We start from the raw sequence: 16,372 nt of genomic DNA, 5'->3' as shown, positions 1-16,372 counted from the left end.
ATGCCTCAAGCGCAACTCGGGACTTAAATTCGGCGGAAAAACTTCGTCGCTTTCTCATACTTAAGCTCCTCATAATAATGTCTCATTTCCACCTTAACACATTGTCCAAAATCCTGCAACCACCTCTGGCCGAGTACCTAAAACCTATTAAATATCAGACCTATCCTGATCCCAATAATCCGCAATCCGTAACCATAAATCTCATATCTTTGCCAAAAACACTGGAATTAACCGATTCCGAAGTATTAGAGGCTTTGGCAATGCGAAAGAACGAATATGCTCCGGATTCAATTGAATTCTTGGAAGAGCATCTATTGTCAAGAGGATATATTAAAAATGATATCCTTGCCTGGCGAGAAGGTAGATTATTAAGCACTGAAGATAAAATGACGGAATTAAAGAATTTTAAGTCGGGCGGATTGCTCAAAATAAGTCTTTATGTAGCTTTTGCATTAATTATTCTGACCTGTTCGATAGAGTTTTTGTTCTCGATTTCAGATTCCGATATTTCAATTAGCATAAGTGCCGATTTATCGATTATGTTTTCCTCTGTTATTTCAGTCTTGGGACTTATTATCATCCCCCCTTTGTTTCTTTGGTGGTTTTATAGAGCCTACAAAAATCTAAGTTACATCAAGGGTGAACGATTAAAATTTAATCCAATTTTGGCAATCGGAGGACATTTTATTCCACATGCCCAATATTTATTTCCTATTGTTATCGCCAGAGAAATAATTCTATCACACTTGCAGTCCAATGAAACCTATGCGAAAAATAACAGACTCCTGACGATCGCCATGCCTGTAATATGGTGGGCGGTTACCTTTTTGGCTTTTCATTTTCCAATATGGTACGTTCCCTATGACAATTTTCCTCGGGACTCTGGATTAGATTGGCTATTTCCGATTTGCTATTTTGTCATTATCGTGGCTGCGGTTTTTTCAATTTTGCTCATCAGTCTAATTGAAAAACTCCAATATGCGAGATATAAAGCAATTATTGGTTTATAAAATTATTTTCTTGATCACCAGATTTATCAAACCAATATTAGGTCTAAGGCCGTCAGCGATTGCCACCCTTACTCCGATAATAAGAATAGCCCTATGGTTTTTATCTCTAATGGAGATTAGATACCCACGTATACCTCGCAATAAGAATGGGGAATTACTAACACAATCCTGTACCAAAGTGTTAGCTAAGGAGGCTCACACAGGACATGATAAATTCCTTCTATTCCAAACACGAATCTTCAAAAATCGTAGCTCTGGATTTAATGAATGAGCTTCGCAATTTGAAGATTATCATAATGAATATGTCACCCTCCAACAATGGGGGTGGTCGATCTGAATAGGGGAAGAAATATTGACAGGCAACCGCCAAATTCCTTAGACGCGGAACAGGCGGTATTGGGTTCAATGCTGACCAGCGAGAGCGCGATTGGTCAGGCGATTGAGGTATTGCAATCGAGCCGGAGGTTTTACTCGCCCGGTCATCGTAAGATATTCGATGCCATAATCGAGTTATACGACAAATCGAGTCCGGCTGACATTGTTACCGTTTCAAATCACCTTGAAAAAAACGATATGCTCGAAGACTGCGGTGGGCGAACGTTTATTACAGAACTGGCTGACGGAGTTGCTACGTCTGCGAATGTGGCTTATTATGCAAAGAATGTATTAGAGCCTGCTATACTTCGCGATACCATAATTGCTTCAATGGAAATAATCGATCTCTGTTACCGGCAGGAAGACGAAGCAGATGAGATTCTCGATCAGGCCGAGCAGAAGATATTTGACATATCGCACCGGACTTCCGCTACAGAGATTCGGAGCTACGCAGATATTGCATCAGAAATTATCGCCGATTATGATGAGCGCAAAAAGCGCGGTAATGGATTGGCGGGATTATCTACCGGATACCCCGATCTTGATTACAAGCTAAGCGGTCTCAAACCTGGGAATATGTACGTACTTGCAGGACGCCCATCAATGGGTAAAACTGCCTTAGCTGTGAATATTCTCAATAACGCCTGTCAGGGTGATCACTGGGGGCTTCTATTCTCTCTCGAAATGTCGCAGCTGGATATCTCCAAGAGGACACTCTATTCCCTGGCAGGTGTGCCGTTCTCTAAGGCCGACAGGGGGCAATTATCGGACGCTGAGGCGAAAAAGGTCGCCGAGGCGATGGGTGCTTTTACTGCAAGAAACGTCAAGATTGACGATTCCTCATCCCTGACTCCGCTTGAAATTCGGGCCAAAGCTCGGCGGTTTGCAGGCCAACATAATTTGGCTGTCATTGTTGTGGATTACATTCAACTAATGTGTGCCAAAGGTGAAACCCAGAACCTACAGATTGCCGAGATTTCCAAACAGCTTAAAGCCATGTCCAAAGAACTCAATGTTCCGGTGATTGCCATATCTCAGTTGAATCGGAAAGTAGAGTCGCGGGAGAGTAAAAGACCGAATCTTGGGGATTTGCGGGACAGTGGCGCAATCGAGCAGGATGCCGACGTGGTTATGTTTGTACATCGGCCATGGGTTTATGAAAGTCATAAACCTGAGAATCAGCAATCTTCCAGTATATCGAAAACCGAAGCTGAAATCATTATTGGTAAGAATCGCAACGGGCCGACTGGGGCTGTGCCTTTATACTTCGATGAGGAAACCATGACATTTAGAAGTCATTCGAAGCGGGGTGATTTCTGATGGCGAATCCTCAGAGGGAAAATGGGCATATTGACTTGGCAAATGAATTGGTCGATCAATTCTGTCGGTATCCTCATTACTGGGCAAGAATGGCGAATCTTGTGGGTCGTATTCAGACAAACCTACGGATATATCGAAAAGGATCGCAAGGGAAATCCTATAAAAGACTCCGGTGGATTTGTAAAGAAGAAAACAGACAGGATTTCGCATAGTCAGTTCGCGGAGAAAACCGGAATTGATAGACGAAAATGTAATATCTTACTGAAGTCTCTTGTCGAAAAGGGTGTTTTATTAAAAATCAAAAATCCTAATAGAACAGTAAGATATGGATTTCAGAAGGATTATGATAAATGGGCAGAATATCAGAAAAGACCAACTGCCACCCAAAAAGACGGCAGGGTGCCGCCCAAAAGGATGGCAAAACTGCCACCCAATAGGGCGCATACAAAAGAAAAGAAAGAAAACTATACAAAAGAAATATCACCGGCTTCGCCGGTTGACTCTAAAAAAGAAGAACTGAGCTGGGCAGTTAAGGCACTTAAAAAAGTGGCTGAAGAATCCTACGACTTCCAGGACACCATACAAAATAATTATAAAGGCAACTATTGGAAGCTGGCCGGACAGCTTGCAAAGAAGGGTACACCATCTTGGATTGTCTTCTGTTGCTGGCGGCTATATCAGCGCATTGAGGATTCATGTAAAGAGATCAACAATCTTCTCGGTTACCTACATACTCTCATTGACGACCCTAAGTACGAACTGGGCGACGGACTTGTATTTCGCCATTATGTTACCGCTCAGGACTACTATGAGTCGTTCTGGGAGGGGGTGCCCAATGAGTAAGAGTAGATTCTTCGATAAGAAACAGCTTGCCGAATATCTTGGCCTTAGTCTCCATACGATTGATTCATGGGTATCGCAAAGACGTGAGATTCCATATGTCAAAATGGGCAGGCGAGTATTATTCGATAATAACGATGTCGAACGATGGATCGAGCAGAATAAGGTACAGCCCACCGATTTCGGTGATCCGTGCTAATTCTTGTTGACTCTAATACATTGAACTCCGTAAATAAATTGAAGGTGTTGATATTATGGGATTATACAAAAAGAGCGGAACGTGGTATATAGATTACTACGTTCAGGGTCGGCGTAAACGTGAGGCGATTGGGCCAAATAAGAAGATGGCTCAATCGGTACTCGCCAAACGCAAGACCCAAGTGGCGGAGAAAAGCTTCCTTGATATTCAAAAGCGTCCCGAGTTGTTATTTGATTTACTTTGCGATCAGTATATGGAATATGCAAAGGCAAATAAGCGGTCTTGGGAGCGGGATTATCGAAGCATCAAGGTATTAAAGCGATGGTTTTCTGATAAGAAATTATTCGAGATTACTCCGCTATCGGTAGAGAAATTCAAAAGCGCACGAAACACGGAAGTCAGTGGGGCTTCCGTGAATCGCGAACTCGCTTGCATGAAGCACATGTTTACAAAAGCAATTGAATGGGATATGGCCGCGGTGAATCCCGTCAAACAGGTGAAGATGTTCAGAGAGAATCCGGGCAGGATTAGGTACTTGTCTAATGATGAAATCAAGCGACTTATTCATGCCTGTAATGATACTCTCCGTCCGATAGTGATTGTTGCCCTGCATACCGGCATGCGCAAGCAAGAAATATTGGATTTACGCTGGGAAAGTCTGGACATCGATCAGAAAATCATATATGTTTGCGGGACTAAAAGTGGCCATGACCGACAGATACCAATGTTGGAGCCAGTATTGTTTGCGATTAAGAGTATGCCGAAACGATCTGAGCACATATTCACGAGACCGGGGAGAGGTCGGGTAATTAATATTCGCAAGGCATTTGAATATGCAAAGAAGAGATCGAAGATTGATAACTTTACCTTTCACGATTTGAGACATACGTTCGCGTCTCATCTTGTGATGAATGGAACGGATTTACTTACTGTGAAGGAGCTACTCGGGCATCAGACGATTGAGATGACACTCAGATATTCACATCTCAGTCCAGAGCATAAAAGGCATGCAGTGGAGTCCTTGAAGTATTTTAATGGACACTATATGGACACCCAGAAGAAATCAATAAAGCAAACATCGACGTAACTTGTTGGTATACAACGAATGCCGGAGTGGTGGAATTGGTAGACACCAGGGACTTAAAATCCCTTGGGCCGTCAGGCCCGTGCCGGTTCAAGTCCGGCCTCCGGCATTTTGAATTCTTGGCTATCCTCGCAAAAAAGTATGTCAGTTCGAGATTATGGCTTTAGCGCATGTATTATCGACATATTTATCCAGAACGGGCGGAAGAAGCCGGCTCCATCACCGATATAGAATAAATATTTGCCGTCCGGTGTGACTTTGGGGCACAATTCACTTGCTTCAGTATTTATTCCGCCGCCTAATCGCTGTCCATCGGTCCAGGTCTCATCCTCGGTCTTAAAACTAATAAATAAATCACCTAGCCTGCGATCATTCAATATCGCATAAATAATGTAGCTTTCATCGGGGGCAATATATGGCAGTCCTCCGGGAATATTTTTGTTATTCTTTCCAAGAAGGGGTTGCTGTTCCAGGTGGCGGCCATTAGCATATTCGGCACAGCAAAGGTTTCCCCCGACACTGAAATATAAATTATCGTTGGCGGCGACGCCGAATTGCCAGTGCATGGAGTATTTGTTGACAACTGAGTCAACCGGTTTCGATTCCGACCATTCATCGCCCACTTTGTCGGCATACCACATGAACTCGCGACCTTGTTTGTCAGGAAATTTGACTCCCGGTGGGGCTTCAAATTGATGAAAATACAATCGGTTGCCGTCCGGTCTGAGTATACTTCCGCCACCGCGACAGGGCGCCATGATTTCAGACCAAACACCATCATCGTTCATTTCCATACAGGCGCCCGCCATTAAATCGGGCATTATTGCACCCCAGAGCATTTTTTTACCTTCGGGCGTGAAATATGGGGTGTCGTGGCTTTCGTTCTCGCGGACGAACAATTCGGGGGCAAATAAAACGGCGCTATCTCCCGGGGGATGTTGGCCAAGATATGGTCCGGCATAAGTTGTCGAGTTGTTTTCGGTAACAGTTTCTCCGCACGCCACCCCGAAGAAACTTAATATCCATATAAGCGTTAATATTGTGCCCCAAATCTGAAAGATATTCTTCATTGTATCACCCCATTAGTTTGTACATAAATTAATAAATACAAGACGACATTCAAGATGATATTGTGCAACTATTTATTATGATAAATTCCAATTCGATCATATGCCCCGTGCCGGTTCAAGTCCGGCCTCCGGCATTTGAATTCCGTTTTAATAAATCTATGGCATTCCTTTTTTAATTGCGCGTAGTTGGCTTATCCGATATTTTTATTCGGGTGGCAGTTTTCTGTGTGAGCCATCGCATAGCGGTTTGTTATTAGTTCGTTTACATCGGCACAGCGCTATTCTTTGTGTTTGCGTGACGGTGAATTCGTGGGGTGTAAATTCGGTGCCCTGATGAGACCCGTCACAAAACGGTTGATTTTTCGAACGACCGCAGGCGCACCACCAGTATTGCCCCGGTTCCAATTTCAGGATGGCGGGCGATCTATCGGCAATTTTGGGGTCATTCATAAAATTCCCTCCGCTGAATTTTGAGTTATGATAAAGTTCTCACATCTATGATACGAAAATTTTATATTCTTGTCTTTTATTGATTACGAATTCTACAGGGTTTTGGCTTGACTATAAATTAGGCACATCGTATCATTATGGGCTGATTGCCGAAAACGCTTATGAATATTAAGGAAGATAATCAACCATTAGCAAGTAAAGGGTATTTGCCCGCGGTCGCTCAAAAACATTTTGAAGAGGGAGAATATTCGCGGGCCGTTGATGTTTGTCTTCGACATATCGAAAATGAGCCAGCGTCTTTGTCGGCGCATTTAATAATGGCCCGTTCATTGTTTTTTGCCGGTGATTATGAGCGGTCACAAAATGAATTTCTAAAAACACTAAGACTGGATTCAAATAACTTAACGGCCCTGAAATTTCTCGGTGATATTTCTTTCGAGGAAGGGCATGAGGCGGCTGCGATAAGTTATTATCGCAAAGTTTTTGAATTGGCTCCCAATTGTCGGGGACTGTATTGCAGGATAAATAAGGTTGAAAAATCTCAAACCCACCGGCTCACGGTTAAACGAAAGAAAGAACATTTGACAAAAGGCGGTGACAGCATATTGGACCCGGCCTTTGTAACCGAAACGATTGGCGATATTTACAGGGAGCAGGGGTATTATAAGCTGGCCCGGGAAGTTTATCGGAGATTAATAACTGATGAAGATAATTCTCGTATTTCAAATAAACTGTCATCCGTAGAAAAAAAATTATCTAATAAAGGACATCTTGATGAAATCTCGCATTGATAGACTCAGAAAGAAATTAGCCGCGGATAATATTGATGCGGCCGTGATCATTATTTATGATTGTTCGGATACTACCGAGGTTCCGGGAGTGCGCTGGCTGTCCGGTTTTTCGGGCAGCACCGGATGTGTATTTGTGTCTCAAAAATCAGCCTATTTCATATCCGATTTTCGATATACTGAGCAGGCCGCTGATGAAGTTTCCGGCGCCAAAATTATTATTTCAAAAAAAGCGCTTATACCGTCATTAACTGATATTAATGCGACACAAAAGAAGAATCTAAAGGTCGCAATCGAGTCACACCGGTTGACTATTGATTTGAAAAATCAATTGATGAAGGCCATGCCTAAGGCGATATTTATAGAATATCCCAATATGCTGGAAGATTTGTGGATTATTAAGGATAAAACAGAGATTGCGCTATTGAAGAAAGCCGCCCAAATATCCGATCGGGCTTTCGAACGGATTCTGGGATTTTTGCGGCCCGGAATTTCGGAAAAAGAAGTTGCCGCTGAACTGGAATACCAGATGAAAGTTCTCGGAGCCGATAAAGAGGCGTTCCCCACGATCGTTGCCTCCGGTTACAGGTCTTCAATGCCTCACGGTACGGCATCGGCTAAGATTCTCGAAAAGGGCGATTTCATTACGTTTGATTTTGGCGCGCTGTATAACGGTTATGTGTCAGACACTACCCGGACCGTGGTTTTAGGCAAGGCAACCGCAAGACAGAAACGAATTTACGATACGGTTTTGAAAGCTCAATTGGCTGGCATAAAAAAGGCTAAAGCGGGTGTAAGCGGTAAAGCGGTTGACGCGGCCTGCCGTAATTATTTCAAGAAGAAAAAATTGGTTAAGTACTTTGGTCACGGTACCGGTCATGGCATAGGAATAGAGGTCCACAGCGGTCCCAGGCTATCAATGTTGAGTAAAGACATTTTAAAATCAAATATGGTCGTCACGATAGAACCGGGGCTGTATTTTCCGGGTTGGGGTGGCGTCAGGATTGAAGATGACGTCGTAATCCGCCCCGGCGGATGTACAATCCTGACAAAAGCTCCAAAAAATTTATTGGAAATTGGATAAATTTCTACTACCTTATTCAGATACAAAATTTTGAGGTAGAAAATGAAAGAAAAGACAATAAAGAAACTGATTCGGTTGGTCGAAGAATCAAATATAGACGTCCTTGAGGTCTCCAGCTGGTGGCGCAAAGTCCGGATAACACGGAAACTTAACGGTTCATCCATGTCAAACGGAGACACTCGGGTAGTGACGATAGCGGCGGCTCCGATCCCGGCTCCCGCTCCTGAAGCGGTTCCGGCGGCTGCAGCTCCCGCGGCGGATGAAGATAAGTTTGTCGCGATCAAATCGCCTATGGTCGGTACTTTTTACGAGGCCCCGGCTCCGGACGCGAAGCCGTATATGGAGCAAAATCAAAAGATTGAAAAGGGCCAGGTCGTTTGTATCGTCGAGGCGATGAAACTGATGAATGAGATCGAATCTGAAGTTTCCGGCCGCATCGCCAAGGTCTGTGTTGAAAACGCCAAACCGGTAGAGTTTGGTCAAACCTTATTCCTGGTCGATCCATCGGGGTAGGCCAAATCGACATATTAGGAGGATCAGATGAACCTGAAAAAGATGTTGATCGAAATGCAAAAGAGAAAATCGTCTGACCTTCACCTCCGAGTGGGAATTCGCCCCTACTTAAGAACCAATGGAAATTTAGAGCAAATAGAGGGCGATCCTATGACGGCCGAAAATATGCAGCAGGTAGTTTCCCAGATTTTATCCGAAGAACAGCAGAAAAAATTTTATAAGCGCAATGAGCTTGACCTGGCTTTGTCGGTCGCCAAGCTGGGCCGATTTCGTATAAACCTCTTCCGCCAGCGCGGTACCGTAGGTATAGCTATTCGTTCGGTTAATACTCGAATCCCCAGTTTTGAGGAACTATATATACCCGACACGATAAGAAAAATGGCTTATGATAACAGAGGCTTGATAATAATTACCGGCACAACCGGTTCTGGTAAATCAACTACTCTGGCGGCAATTATCGAAGAAATGAACGCTAATCGCCAGAGCAATATTATGACTATTGAAGACCCGATAGAATATATTTTCAGGGATAAAAAATCAATTATCGCTCAGCGCGAAGTGGGAGGAGACACCGAATCATTCGCGACCGCTTTGCGCCACGCCTTTCGTCAGGATCCCGATACTATCTTGATTGGTGAGATTCGTGATTTGGAAACGATGTCAATAGCCCTGACGGCGGCTGATACCGGTCACCTGGTTCTCACGACTTTGCATACTCTTAATACAATGGAAACAATTTCGCGAATTATCTCCTTTTTCCCGCCCCATCAGCATCAGCAAATTCGATTATTACTGGCAGGAACGCTTAAATCAATCATATGTCAGCGATTGTTGACTCGTCACGATATGCCCGGTCGTGTACCGGCTCTGGAAATTCTGATAAATACCGCCGCCGTCCGCGATTGTCTTATGGAACCGGAAAAATTCGGGAATATTCCCGATTTGATTGAGTCGGGAACCGGTCAGTACGGCATGCAGACTTTTGATCAATCGATTATGAAACTCTATAAGCAGGGCCTGATCAGTTACGAGGTTGCCATGAACGCCGCGACCAACCCGGATGATTTTGATATGAGAGTCAAGGGGATCGTGGGTGCCTCCGACAGATGGGATGAACACAAATCGGATTCTGAAGTAAGTAAGGAAGGATTCAGGAAATAATTTCGGTTGAAAAAGCTACCAAGGCCGCCACTTGCGGGCGGCCTTTTTTTTGCTCAAAGTTATTTTGTTTTGTTGAAATGCGACCGGGGATTGGTTATTATACCTAACCTAAATGGAAGGAAGATAATTGTTCAAAAAAATACTCGTTGCAAACAGGGGCGAAATTGCGCTCAGGATAATTCGAGCCTGTCGACACCTGGGAATCAAGACGGTGGCAGTATATTCGGAGGCTGACGCCGATTCTCTGCATGTGCGATTTGCCGACGAAGATGTTTGTATCGGGCCTCCGCTGGCCCTTGAATCTTATCTGGATCCCAAACGGATAATTGCCGCGGCCGAAGTAACCAACGCCGAAGCCATCCATCCGGGCTACGGGTTTTTAGCCGAAAATGCCGAGTTCGCCGAGATTTGCGAAGAATGCGAAATCACTTTTATCGGACCGAGCGGGCAGATGATTCGTCAGATGGGGGCCAAGGCCAAAGCCAAAGAATTGATGCAGAAGGCCGGGGTATCGACGATTCCCGGTTCCGATGGCTTGGTACAGACTATTGACGAAGCGGCTCGTATCGCCGCTCAGAGCGGTTATCCGGTATTGATTAAGGCCTCCGCCGGAGGCGGCGGCCGCGGGATGAGAATCGCCGCGGCTCCGGAAGAATTGGAAACGGCCTTTAATATGGCGCGAGCCGAGGCTGAATCGGCTTTTCATGATGGGGCTTTATATATTGAAAAAGTGGTTTTAGAATCCCATCATGTCGAAGTGCAGCTCCTTGGCGATAATTACGGCAATATCATTCATCTCGGGGAACGCGATTGTTCGGTCCAACGGCGGCATCAAAAGTTGCTGGAAGAATCGCCATCGCCGATTGTCGATGACGACCTGCGTCGCCGATTGGGTGAGGCCGCGATTAAAGGCGCCGCCGCGGTCGGATATCGAGGCGCCGGGACGATTGAGTTTCTGGTCGATAACGACGGTCAATTTTACTTCATGGAAATGAATACGCGCATTCAGGTAGAACACCCCGTGACCGAGGAATTGACCGGGATTGATATTGTTGCCGAACAGATAAAAATCGCCGCGGGGGAGAAGCTGGGGTTACGTCAGGAAGACGTCAATTTTCGGGGCCATGTCATCGAGTGCCGGATAAACGCCGAAGATGCCCACAATAGTTTTCGACCGGCTCCGGGTAAAATTACCACATTTCATCAACCGGGGGGACATGGCGTTCGAGTGGATACTCATGCCTACGGACAGTATGTTATTCCCCCGTTTTATGATTCCATGATCGGCAAGCTGATTGTCAAGGGTAATGACCGCCGGCATGCTATCATGAAAACACTAACCGCGTTAGATGAATTCATCGTGGAAGGAGTGCCGACCACGATTGATTTTCATAAATTAATTTTAACACAATCCGATTTCGCGTCCGGGAATTTTGACACCTCGTTTATCGAAAAACACTTAAGCGAGGAAGCCGGATTACAAAAGAGGGATAAAGCAAAGCAGAATGCCTGAGGATTTTATTTGGAGGTTATGTGAATATTCCTGAAGAATTGAAGTATACAAAAGAACATGAATGGGTCCGTCTTAACGGTGATGTAGCCGAAATCGGAATTACTGATTTTGCCCAGGGAGAATTGGGCGATATAGTTTTTGTCGAACTTCCGGAAATTGGGAGTGAAGTAAAGCAAAAGGAACCGTTCGGGACCATTGAAGCCGTAAAGGCGGTTTCCGAAATGTTTTCTCCCGTCAACGGTACGGTGGACGCCGTCAATGATTTGATTGAAGAAGACGCCGGAATTATAAATAACGATCCGTACGGTCAGGGCTGGATGATAAAAGTCAAAATTTCAAATCCTGATGAAATTGACAGTCTTCTCGATGCGGATCAATACAAAGAATTGATTACGGAATAAACGACGGATGGTATACATACCCAATAGCCCTGAAGATATAAAAGCTATGCTTGAGTGGATCGGGGTTTCCAAAACTGACGATTTATTCGACCCGATTCCGGAGAATTTGCGCCTGAAAAAACCACTCAATTTGCCGTCGGCGCTTAGCGAACCGGAGCTTGTCCGTTTCCTGGAAGAGCTGGCGGGACAAAATAACACCTGCAAGACCAATTTTATCGGGGGAGGAATATATAATCATTTCACCCCGTCGGTAGTCTGGTCGCTGGCGATGCGCCCGGAATTTGTAACCGCTTATACACCATATCAGGCCGAAGTCGCTCAGGGGACGCTTCAGATTATTTATGAGTTCCAGACCCATATATGCCGCCTAACCGGTTTGGATGTCGCCAACGCCTCGCTCTATGATGGAGCGACGGCCGTAACCGAAGCGGCTCTTCTGGCCATCAATCACACCCGACGAAATAAAATCGTAATATCTGAAACGGTCAATCCATTATATCGAGATGTCCTGAAAACATCAATTCAGGGGGTAGATTTGCAAATAATCACCGTTCCCCGCGCTAACGGTTCGACCGATTACGGCAAATTAAACGGATTATTAGATGATCAGTGCGCCTGTTTAATTTTGGGTCAGCCGAATTTTTTCGGATATCTTGAGGATATTGAACAAGGTGAGCGGGCTATACATGATGCCGGCGGATTATTCATCAATGTTTTCGATCCGATTTCTCTCGGTATATTGAAAACCCCGGCCGAGTATAACGCCGACATCGCTGTGGGCGAAGGGCAATCGCTGGGAATCCCTCAAAATTTCGGCGGGCCTCTTCTGGGATTATTTGCCTGCCGCAAAAAATTCGTTCGAAAGATTCCGGGGAGACTGGCCGCTCGGACAACGGATGTTGACGGAAAACCCGGATTCGTCCTGACTCTCCAAACGAGAGAACAGCATATCCGGCGGGATAAGGCGACTTCCAATATTTGTACCAATGAAGCCTTATGCGCTACGGCCGCGACGTTTTATATGTCCTTGATGGGTAAACACGGCATACCGCGCCTTGCCCAAATATCTACCGAGCGGGCTCATTATCTGGCCGATAAAATATCTCAGCTTGAGGGATATCGGGTTTGGGATGAAAGACCGTTTTTCAAGGAATTCGTCGTGGAAACGAATACCGCGGCCGTACAAATACTTGAATTCGCTAAAGCAAAGGGTTTTGGAGCAGGAATCGATCTAGGCCGCTTTTATTCAGAAATGAACAACCACTTGCTTTTGGCTGTTACAGAAATGAATAGCTTTGACGACTGCGACGCTTTAGTTGAAGTATTATCGCAAATAAATAGTAAGGAGAATTCTGCGCAGACTGCAGTAAGCGATGGGTTTCGAAAATAACGAAATAAACGGTGAACTCTCTGAGGAAATCGGGCAAAGGACTCATTGGGTAGTAGTGGCTGAAGCGCCCGATCGCACGACCGCTGAATTTGCCGTAAATGGTTTGAAGTCTTATGATATACCCGCCGTATTGGACACCAAACCGGGTGTATTAGGTTCGGCCGGCCTGAAATTGAGATCGTTTTATACTGGCAAGATAGAGACATTTAAGATTATGGTTCCGGGCGAACATGAAACCGAGGCTTTGGAACTGGTGAAGATGTTTATTGATAGCAAACCGGATAAATCTGAGGGGGATGAGGGGTAATCTTATGCCGTTTTGTCCTAAATGTAAATATGAATACGAATGGGGAATCGGCGAGTGTGCCGATTGTGGTACTAAATTGGTTGATTCTTTACCCGGTGATGATGAGAAAGATGAGGCCGTGTATGATAATTGGATTCCCCTTGTTAGATTACTAAGCGATCAACTCACCCAGTTAGTAATGGGGAGTTTTAAGGCAAAAAACATCCCCGCGGTAATGATTTCGGGAGCAGGACATTTCGGCGCCACCGGTCAAATGGGTATATCTTCCTATCGTCCGGTTGGGGGAGGATTTACTATTTTAGTTCCCGATGAATTCGCTGAAGATGCTATGCAAGAGGGCGAAGTAATTCTGGGTGAAGATTGGAAAAAAGCAAGATTAATTGACATAAACTAAACAAAGTGAGGACAACATGAAGAAAACTTTTTGGGCTGCGCTTCTGGTGTTTTTCGCGTTTGCCGGAATGAGCGCCGCCAGCGAGGTTACTTTCGTCGATTCTTACGATACCGCTCTCAAAACGGCCACTGAACAAGGAAAGAAAGTTTTAATATCTTTCTGGCGAATTGACTGACCATGGTGCCATGTACTCGATACCGTGACGTATCGAAACGATGAAGTTATTGAATTGGTGAATTCCAGGCTGGTTGCCGTTAAGATAAACGGCTGGGAAGATACAACTCTGTCAAATCACTACGGAATCAACGGCTATCCGAGCGAGATTATCGCCAATGCCGATGGGACCGAGATTGATCGGATCTGGGGATACGCTCCTCCCGAAGATTTCATTCAGGCTGTCAATGATTATTTGATGGACAAGAACACATTGGCTGATTATTTGCGCCAGAAAGAAACCGCGCCGACCATGAAATTATATAATATGATCGCGGAGAAATATACAGGTCGCAGCGCTTATAGCGACGCCGAAACCTTTTACCGCAAGATATTGCAAAGCGACCCGACTAACAAAGAAGGTTATTCCGACAGCGCTCTATATAATATGGGGAAAATGAAAAGACGCGCCAAACAATACGCGGCGGCTGAAGAAGCGTTTCAGAGATTGCAGACCACATACCCTGAGTCTGATATGGTAGATGATGCCGTATTTTCTATCGCGACAACAAAATCGCGGGCAGAAAAATACGATGAGGCTATCGCCGCATTTAAGGCTTTTATTAATGATTACCCCGACTCGGATTTAATTCAAGACGCCGAGGTTTATATTCCGTATAGCCTGAAGAAAAAAGGCGATAACGATGAAGCTCTGCGCCTGTTCAAGGAATTTTTGGAAAAATATCCTGATTCCGAAGATACCAATTGGGTTAAACGACAAATAAAAGAAATAGAAAACCCGCCGGAGGAAACCGAAGGCGGCTGATCCTATCAATATGAACGACGAAATTTTAATTTATGAAAAATCCCGATCGGGTAGATCGGGATTTTCCCTGCCGGAATTGAAATCGGGAGAGGATACGGTAAATCAGTTGATACCCGAGAAATTCCGCCGTCAGGACGCGCCGACGTTACCTGAAATATCGGAACCGGAATTGGTCCGGCACTATTTAGAACTATCCACCCGCAATCATCACATTGACAAAGGATTTTATCCCCTGGGTTCATGCACGATGAAATATAATCCGAAAGTCAATGACGCTATTGCCGGACTTCATGGCTTTGCCAAATTGCATCCGTTGACACCGATTGACGAATGCCAAGGAGCCTTGCGGTTGATGTATGAGCTGGCTGAAATGCTGGCGACGATTACCGGATTTAATCAGGCTACGCTTCAACCTGTGGCCGGGGCTCATTGTGAATTGATGGGATTGCTATTGATTCGGGCGGCGATGAAAAAGCGGGGAGACGTCAGGAAGAAAATTCTGATTCCCGATTCGGCTCACGGAACCAATCCGGCTTCGGTGATTTTATCCGGATATCTGGTATGTCAGTTTACCTCGTCGGATAAGGGTACCATCTCCGCCGATCATATCGCCGAGGTTATGGATGAGGAAACGGCGGGGGTAATGATTACCAATCCCAATACGCTGGGATTGTTCGAAATGGAAATTGAGAAAATCGCCAAAATCGTTCATGATGCCGGCGGGTTGCTTTACATGGATGGGGCAAATCTAAACGCTCTGTTGGGTCAAGCACGCCCGGCCGATATGGGATTTGATATAGTGCATTACAATCTGCATAAGACTTTTTCGACTCCTCACGGCGGCGGCGGTCCCGGAGCGGGGGCGTTGGCTGTTACCGATGAATTGATACCGTTTTTACCCAAACCGGTCGTGGCCGAAAAAGATGGTAAATATTTCTTTGATTACGATCGCCCTGAAAGCATCGGGAGGATGCATTCGTTCTACGGTAATTTCGCCAATATGGTTCGGGCATATACTTATTTAAGGCATCTCGGACCCAACGGAGTGAAACGCGTCTCGGAAAACGCGGTTCTCAACGCTAATTATCTCAAGGAACGGTTGAAAGAGGCTTTTGAAGTACCGTTTAACGGTATTTGTCAGCACGAATTCGTTTTGTCCGGAAACAAACAGAAAAAGCGAGGCGTACGGACCGGGGATATCGCCAAGCGGCTCCTCGATTTTGGTATTCATGCGCCGACGATTTATTTTCCTCTAATCGTTCCCGAAGCGATTATGATTGAACCAACCGAAACGGAATCCAAAGAAACGTTGGATTATTTCGCGGATGTGATGCTTCAAATCGACAAAGAGATTGATAGTAATCCGGATATCGTAAGAGAGGCTCCCTATGAGACACCGGTCAGGCGGCTTGATGAGGTTAAGGCGACCAAAACGCTGGATATTTGCTATACCGAATGAAGATAATATGCCATTGGATGAATCCGATGTTGCCA

Annotated in this window: 19 protein-coding genes and 1 tRNA gene; 18 read left to right on the top strand and 2 right to left on the bottom strand. The window is 45.2% G+C overall.

Translation table 11 applies throughout. From position 1 onward, the window contains the following. From V3V99_02810 to V3V99_02785, 6 genes are all read left to right on the top strand, one after another. Positions 1–1,010, top strand: a 1,010-nt coding sequence (locus V3V99_02810; GenBank protein MEE9441582.1) for a DUF4328 domain-containing protein, incomplete at its 5' end; no start/stop codon positions are given. A 318-nt stretch (positions 1,011–1,328) separates the two neighbouring features. Continuing rightward, positions 1,329–2,705 (top strand): replicative DNA helicase, encoded by a 1,377-nt coding sequence (gene dnaB, locus V3V99_02805; GenBank protein ID MEE9441581.1) that lies wholly within the window; start codon positions 1,329–1,331, stop codon positions 2,703–2,705. Positions 2,706–2,726: 21 nt separating this feature from the next. After that, on the top strand, positions 2,727–3,548 hold the full coding sequence (locus V3V99_02800) for a replication protein (GenBank protein ID MEE9441580.1): 822 nt from the start codon (positions 2,727–2,729) through the stop codon (positions 3,546–3,548). Further along, positions 3,541–3,744: a helix-turn-helix domain-containing protein gene (locus tag V3V99_02795; GenBank protein MEE9441579.1), complete on the top strand. Its 204-nt coding sequence runs from the start codon at positions 3,541–3,543 to the stop codon at positions 3,742–3,744. The genes V3V99_02800 and V3V99_02795 overlap by 8 nt, the downstream gene beginning before the upstream one ends. Positions 3,745–3,799: 55 nt before the next feature. After that, positions 3,800–4,831 carry a site-specific integrase gene (locus tag V3V99_02790; protein ID MEE9441578.1) on the top strand — a complete coding sequence of 344 codons (1,032 nt, stop codon included), beginning with the start codon at positions 3,800–3,802 and terminating at the stop codon, positions 4,829–4,831. 20 nt (positions 4,832–4,851) lie between these two features. Further along, positions 4,852–4,937 (top strand) — tRNA-Leu (locus tag V3V99_02785). A 46-nt stretch (positions 4,938–4,983) separates the two neighbouring features. On the opposite strand, the gene V3V99_02780 is transcribed toward V3V99_02785, so the two are convergent. Next, positions 4,984–5,898 carry a hypothetical protein gene (locus V3V99_02780; protein ID MEE9441577.1) on the bottom strand — a complete coding sequence of 305 codons (915 nt, stop codon included), beginning with the start codon at positions 5,896–5,898 and terminating at the stop codon, positions 4,984–4,986. A gap of 204 nt (positions 5,899–6,102) precedes the next feature. Beyond that, positions 6,103–6,348, bottom strand: coding sequence for a CDGSH iron-sulfur domain-containing protein (locus tag V3V99_02775; GenBank protein ID MEE9441576.1), 246 nt, complete (start codon positions 6,346–6,348; stop codon positions 6,103–6,105). Between the two features lie 161 nt (positions 6,349–6,509). On the opposite strand from V3V99_02775, the gene V3V99_02770 reads away from it, so the two are divergent. From V3V99_02770 to gcvPB, 12 genes are all read left to right on the top strand, one after another. After that, positions 6,510–7,139, top strand: a complete 630-nt coding sequence (locus V3V99_02770) for a tetratricopeptide repeat protein (protein MEE9441575.1) — start codon at positions 6,510–6,512, stop codon at positions 7,137–7,139. Further along, complete coding sequence (locus V3V99_02765; GenBank protein ID MEE9441574.1) at positions 7,123–8,220, top strand: aminopeptidase P family protein; 1,098 nt, start codon at positions 7,123–7,125, stop codon at positions 8,218–8,220. Before V3V99_02770 ends, V3V99_02765 begins: the two co-directional genes overlap by 17 nt. A gap of 42 nt (positions 8,221–8,262) precedes the next feature. Then, on the top strand, positions 8,263–8,733 hold the full coding sequence (gene accB / locus V3V99_02760) for an acetyl-CoA carboxylase biotin carboxyl carrier protein (protein ID MEE9441573.1): 471 nt from the start codon (positions 8,263–8,265) through the stop codon (positions 8,731–8,733). Positions 8,734–8,760: 27 nt separating this feature from the next. Next, positions 8,761–9,894, top strand: coding sequence for a PilT/PilU family type 4a pilus ATPase (locus V3V99_02755; GenBank protein MEE9441572.1), 1,134 nt, complete (start codon positions 8,761–8,763; stop codon positions 9,892–9,894). A gap of 127 nt (positions 9,895–10,021) precedes the next feature. Then, positions 10,022–11,407 carry an acetyl-CoA carboxylase biotin carboxylase subunit gene (accC, locus tag V3V99_02750; GenBank protein MEE9441571.1) on the top strand — a complete coding sequence of 462 codons (1,386 nt, stop codon included), beginning with the start codon at positions 10,022–10,024 and terminating at the stop codon, positions 11,405–11,407. Positions 11,408–11,427: 20 nt separating this feature from the next. After that, positions 11,428–11,808: a glycine cleavage system protein GcvH gene (gene gcvH, locus V3V99_02745; GenBank protein ID MEE9441570.1), complete on the top strand. Its 381-nt coding sequence runs from the start codon at positions 11,428–11,430 to the stop codon at positions 11,806–11,808. A 7-nt stretch (positions 11,809–11,815) separates the two neighbouring features. Continuing rightward, on the top strand, positions 11,816–13,198 hold the full coding sequence (gene gcvPA, locus V3V99_02740) for an aminomethyl-transferring glycine dehydrogenase subunit GcvPA (GenBank protein MEE9441569.1): 1,383 nt from the start codon (positions 11,816–11,818) through the stop codon (positions 13,196–13,198). Further along, positions 13,182–13,505, top strand: a complete 324-nt coding sequence (locus tag V3V99_02735) for a hypothetical protein (GenBank protein ID MEE9441568.1) — start codon at positions 13,182–13,184, stop codon at positions 13,503–13,505. Before gcvPA ends, V3V99_02735 begins: the two co-directional genes overlap by 17 nt. Further along, on the top strand, positions 13,495–13,899 hold the full coding sequence (locus V3V99_02730; protein MEE9441567.1) for a hypothetical protein: 405 nt from the start codon (positions 13,495–13,497) through the stop codon (positions 13,897–13,899). The genes V3V99_02735 and V3V99_02730 overlap by 11 nt, the downstream gene beginning before the upstream one ends. Positions 13,900–13,915: 16 nt before the next feature. Next, complete coding sequence (locus V3V99_02725; GenBank protein ID MEE9441566.1) at positions 13,916–14,074, top strand: hypothetical protein; 159 nt, start codon at positions 13,916–13,918, stop codon at positions 14,072–14,074. Between the two features lie 24 nt (positions 14,075–14,098). Beyond that, on the top strand, positions 14,099–14,878 hold the full coding sequence (locus tag V3V99_02720; protein MEE9441565.1) for a tetratricopeptide repeat protein: 780 nt from the start codon (positions 14,099–14,101) through the stop codon (positions 14,876–14,878). Positions 14,879–14,882: 4 nt separating this feature from the next. Next, positions 14,883–16,337 carry an aminomethyl-transferring glycine dehydrogenase subunit GcvPB gene (gcvPB, locus tag V3V99_02715; GenBank protein MEE9441564.1) on the top strand — a complete coding sequence of 485 codons (1,455 nt, stop codon included), beginning with the start codon at positions 14,883–14,885 and terminating at the stop codon, positions 16,335–16,337. The last annotated feature ends 35 nt before the right edge of the window (positions 16,338–16,372 follow it).

Source organism: Candidatus Zixiibacteriota bacterium, assembly GCA_036480375.1.
In the GTDB taxonomy this organism is placed as follows: Bacteria; Zixibacteria; MSB-5A5; order GN15; family JAAZOE01; genus JAZGGI01.
The sequence above is the reverse complement of the archived record's forward strand: the minus strand, read 5'-3'. Positions and strand labels throughout refer to the sequence as shown.

Bases quoted from the DNA above. Each gene is read 5' to 3' on its own strand.
- dnaB (MEE9441581.1), top strand. From the start codon at position 1,329: ATGGGGGTGGTCGATCTGAATAGGGGAAGAAATATTGACAGGCAACCG.
- V3V99_02770 (MEE9441575.1), top strand. From the start codon at position 6,510: ATGAATATTAAGGAAGATAATCAACCATTAGCAAGTAAAGGGTATTTG.
- accB (MEE9441573.1), top strand. From the start codon at position 8,263: ATGAAAGAAAAGACAATAAAGAAACTGATTCGGTTGGTCGAAGAATCA.
- V3V99_02735 (MEE9441568.1), top strand. From the start codon at position 13,182: ATGGGTTTCGAAAATAACGAAATAAACGGTGAACTCTCTGAGGAAATC.
- V3V99_02775 (MEE9441576.1), bottom strand. From the start codon at position 6,348: ATGAATGACCCCAAAATTGCCGATAGATCGCCCGCCATCCTGAAATTG.
- V3V99_02800 (MEE9441580.1), top strand. From the start codon at position 2,727: ATGGGCATATTGACTTGGCAAATGAATTGGTCGATCAATTCTGTCGGT.
- V3V99_02790 (MEE9441578.1), top strand. From the start codon at position 3,800: ATGGGATTATACAAAAAGAGCGGAACGTGGTATATAGATTACTACGTT.
- V3V99_02755 (MEE9441572.1), top strand. From the start codon at position 8,761: ATGAACCTGAAAAAGATGTTGATCGAAATGCAAAAGAGAAAATCGTCT.
- V3V99_02780 (MEE9441577.1), bottom strand. From the start codon at position 5,898: ATGAAGAATATCTTTCAGATTTGGGGCACAATATTAACGCTTATATGG.
- V3V99_02795 (MEE9441579.1), top strand. From the start codon at position 3,541: ATGAGTAAGAGTAGATTCTTCGATAAGAAACAGCTTGCCGAATATCTT.
- V3V99_02765 (MEE9441574.1), top strand. From the start codon at position 7,123: ATGAAATCTCGCATTGATAGACTCAGAAAGAAATTAGCCGCGGATAAT.
- V3V99_02730 (MEE9441567.1), top strand. From the start codon at position 13,495: ATGAGGGGTAATCTTATGCCGTTTTGTCCTAAATGTAAATATGAATAC.
- gcvPA (MEE9441569.1), top strand. From the start codon at position 11,816: ATGGTATACATACCCAATAGCCCTGAAGATATAAAAGCTATGCTTGAG.
- V3V99_02725 (MEE9441566.1), top strand. From the start codon at position 13,916: ATGAAGAAAACTTTTTGGGCTGCGCTTCTGGTGTTTTTCGCGTTTGCC.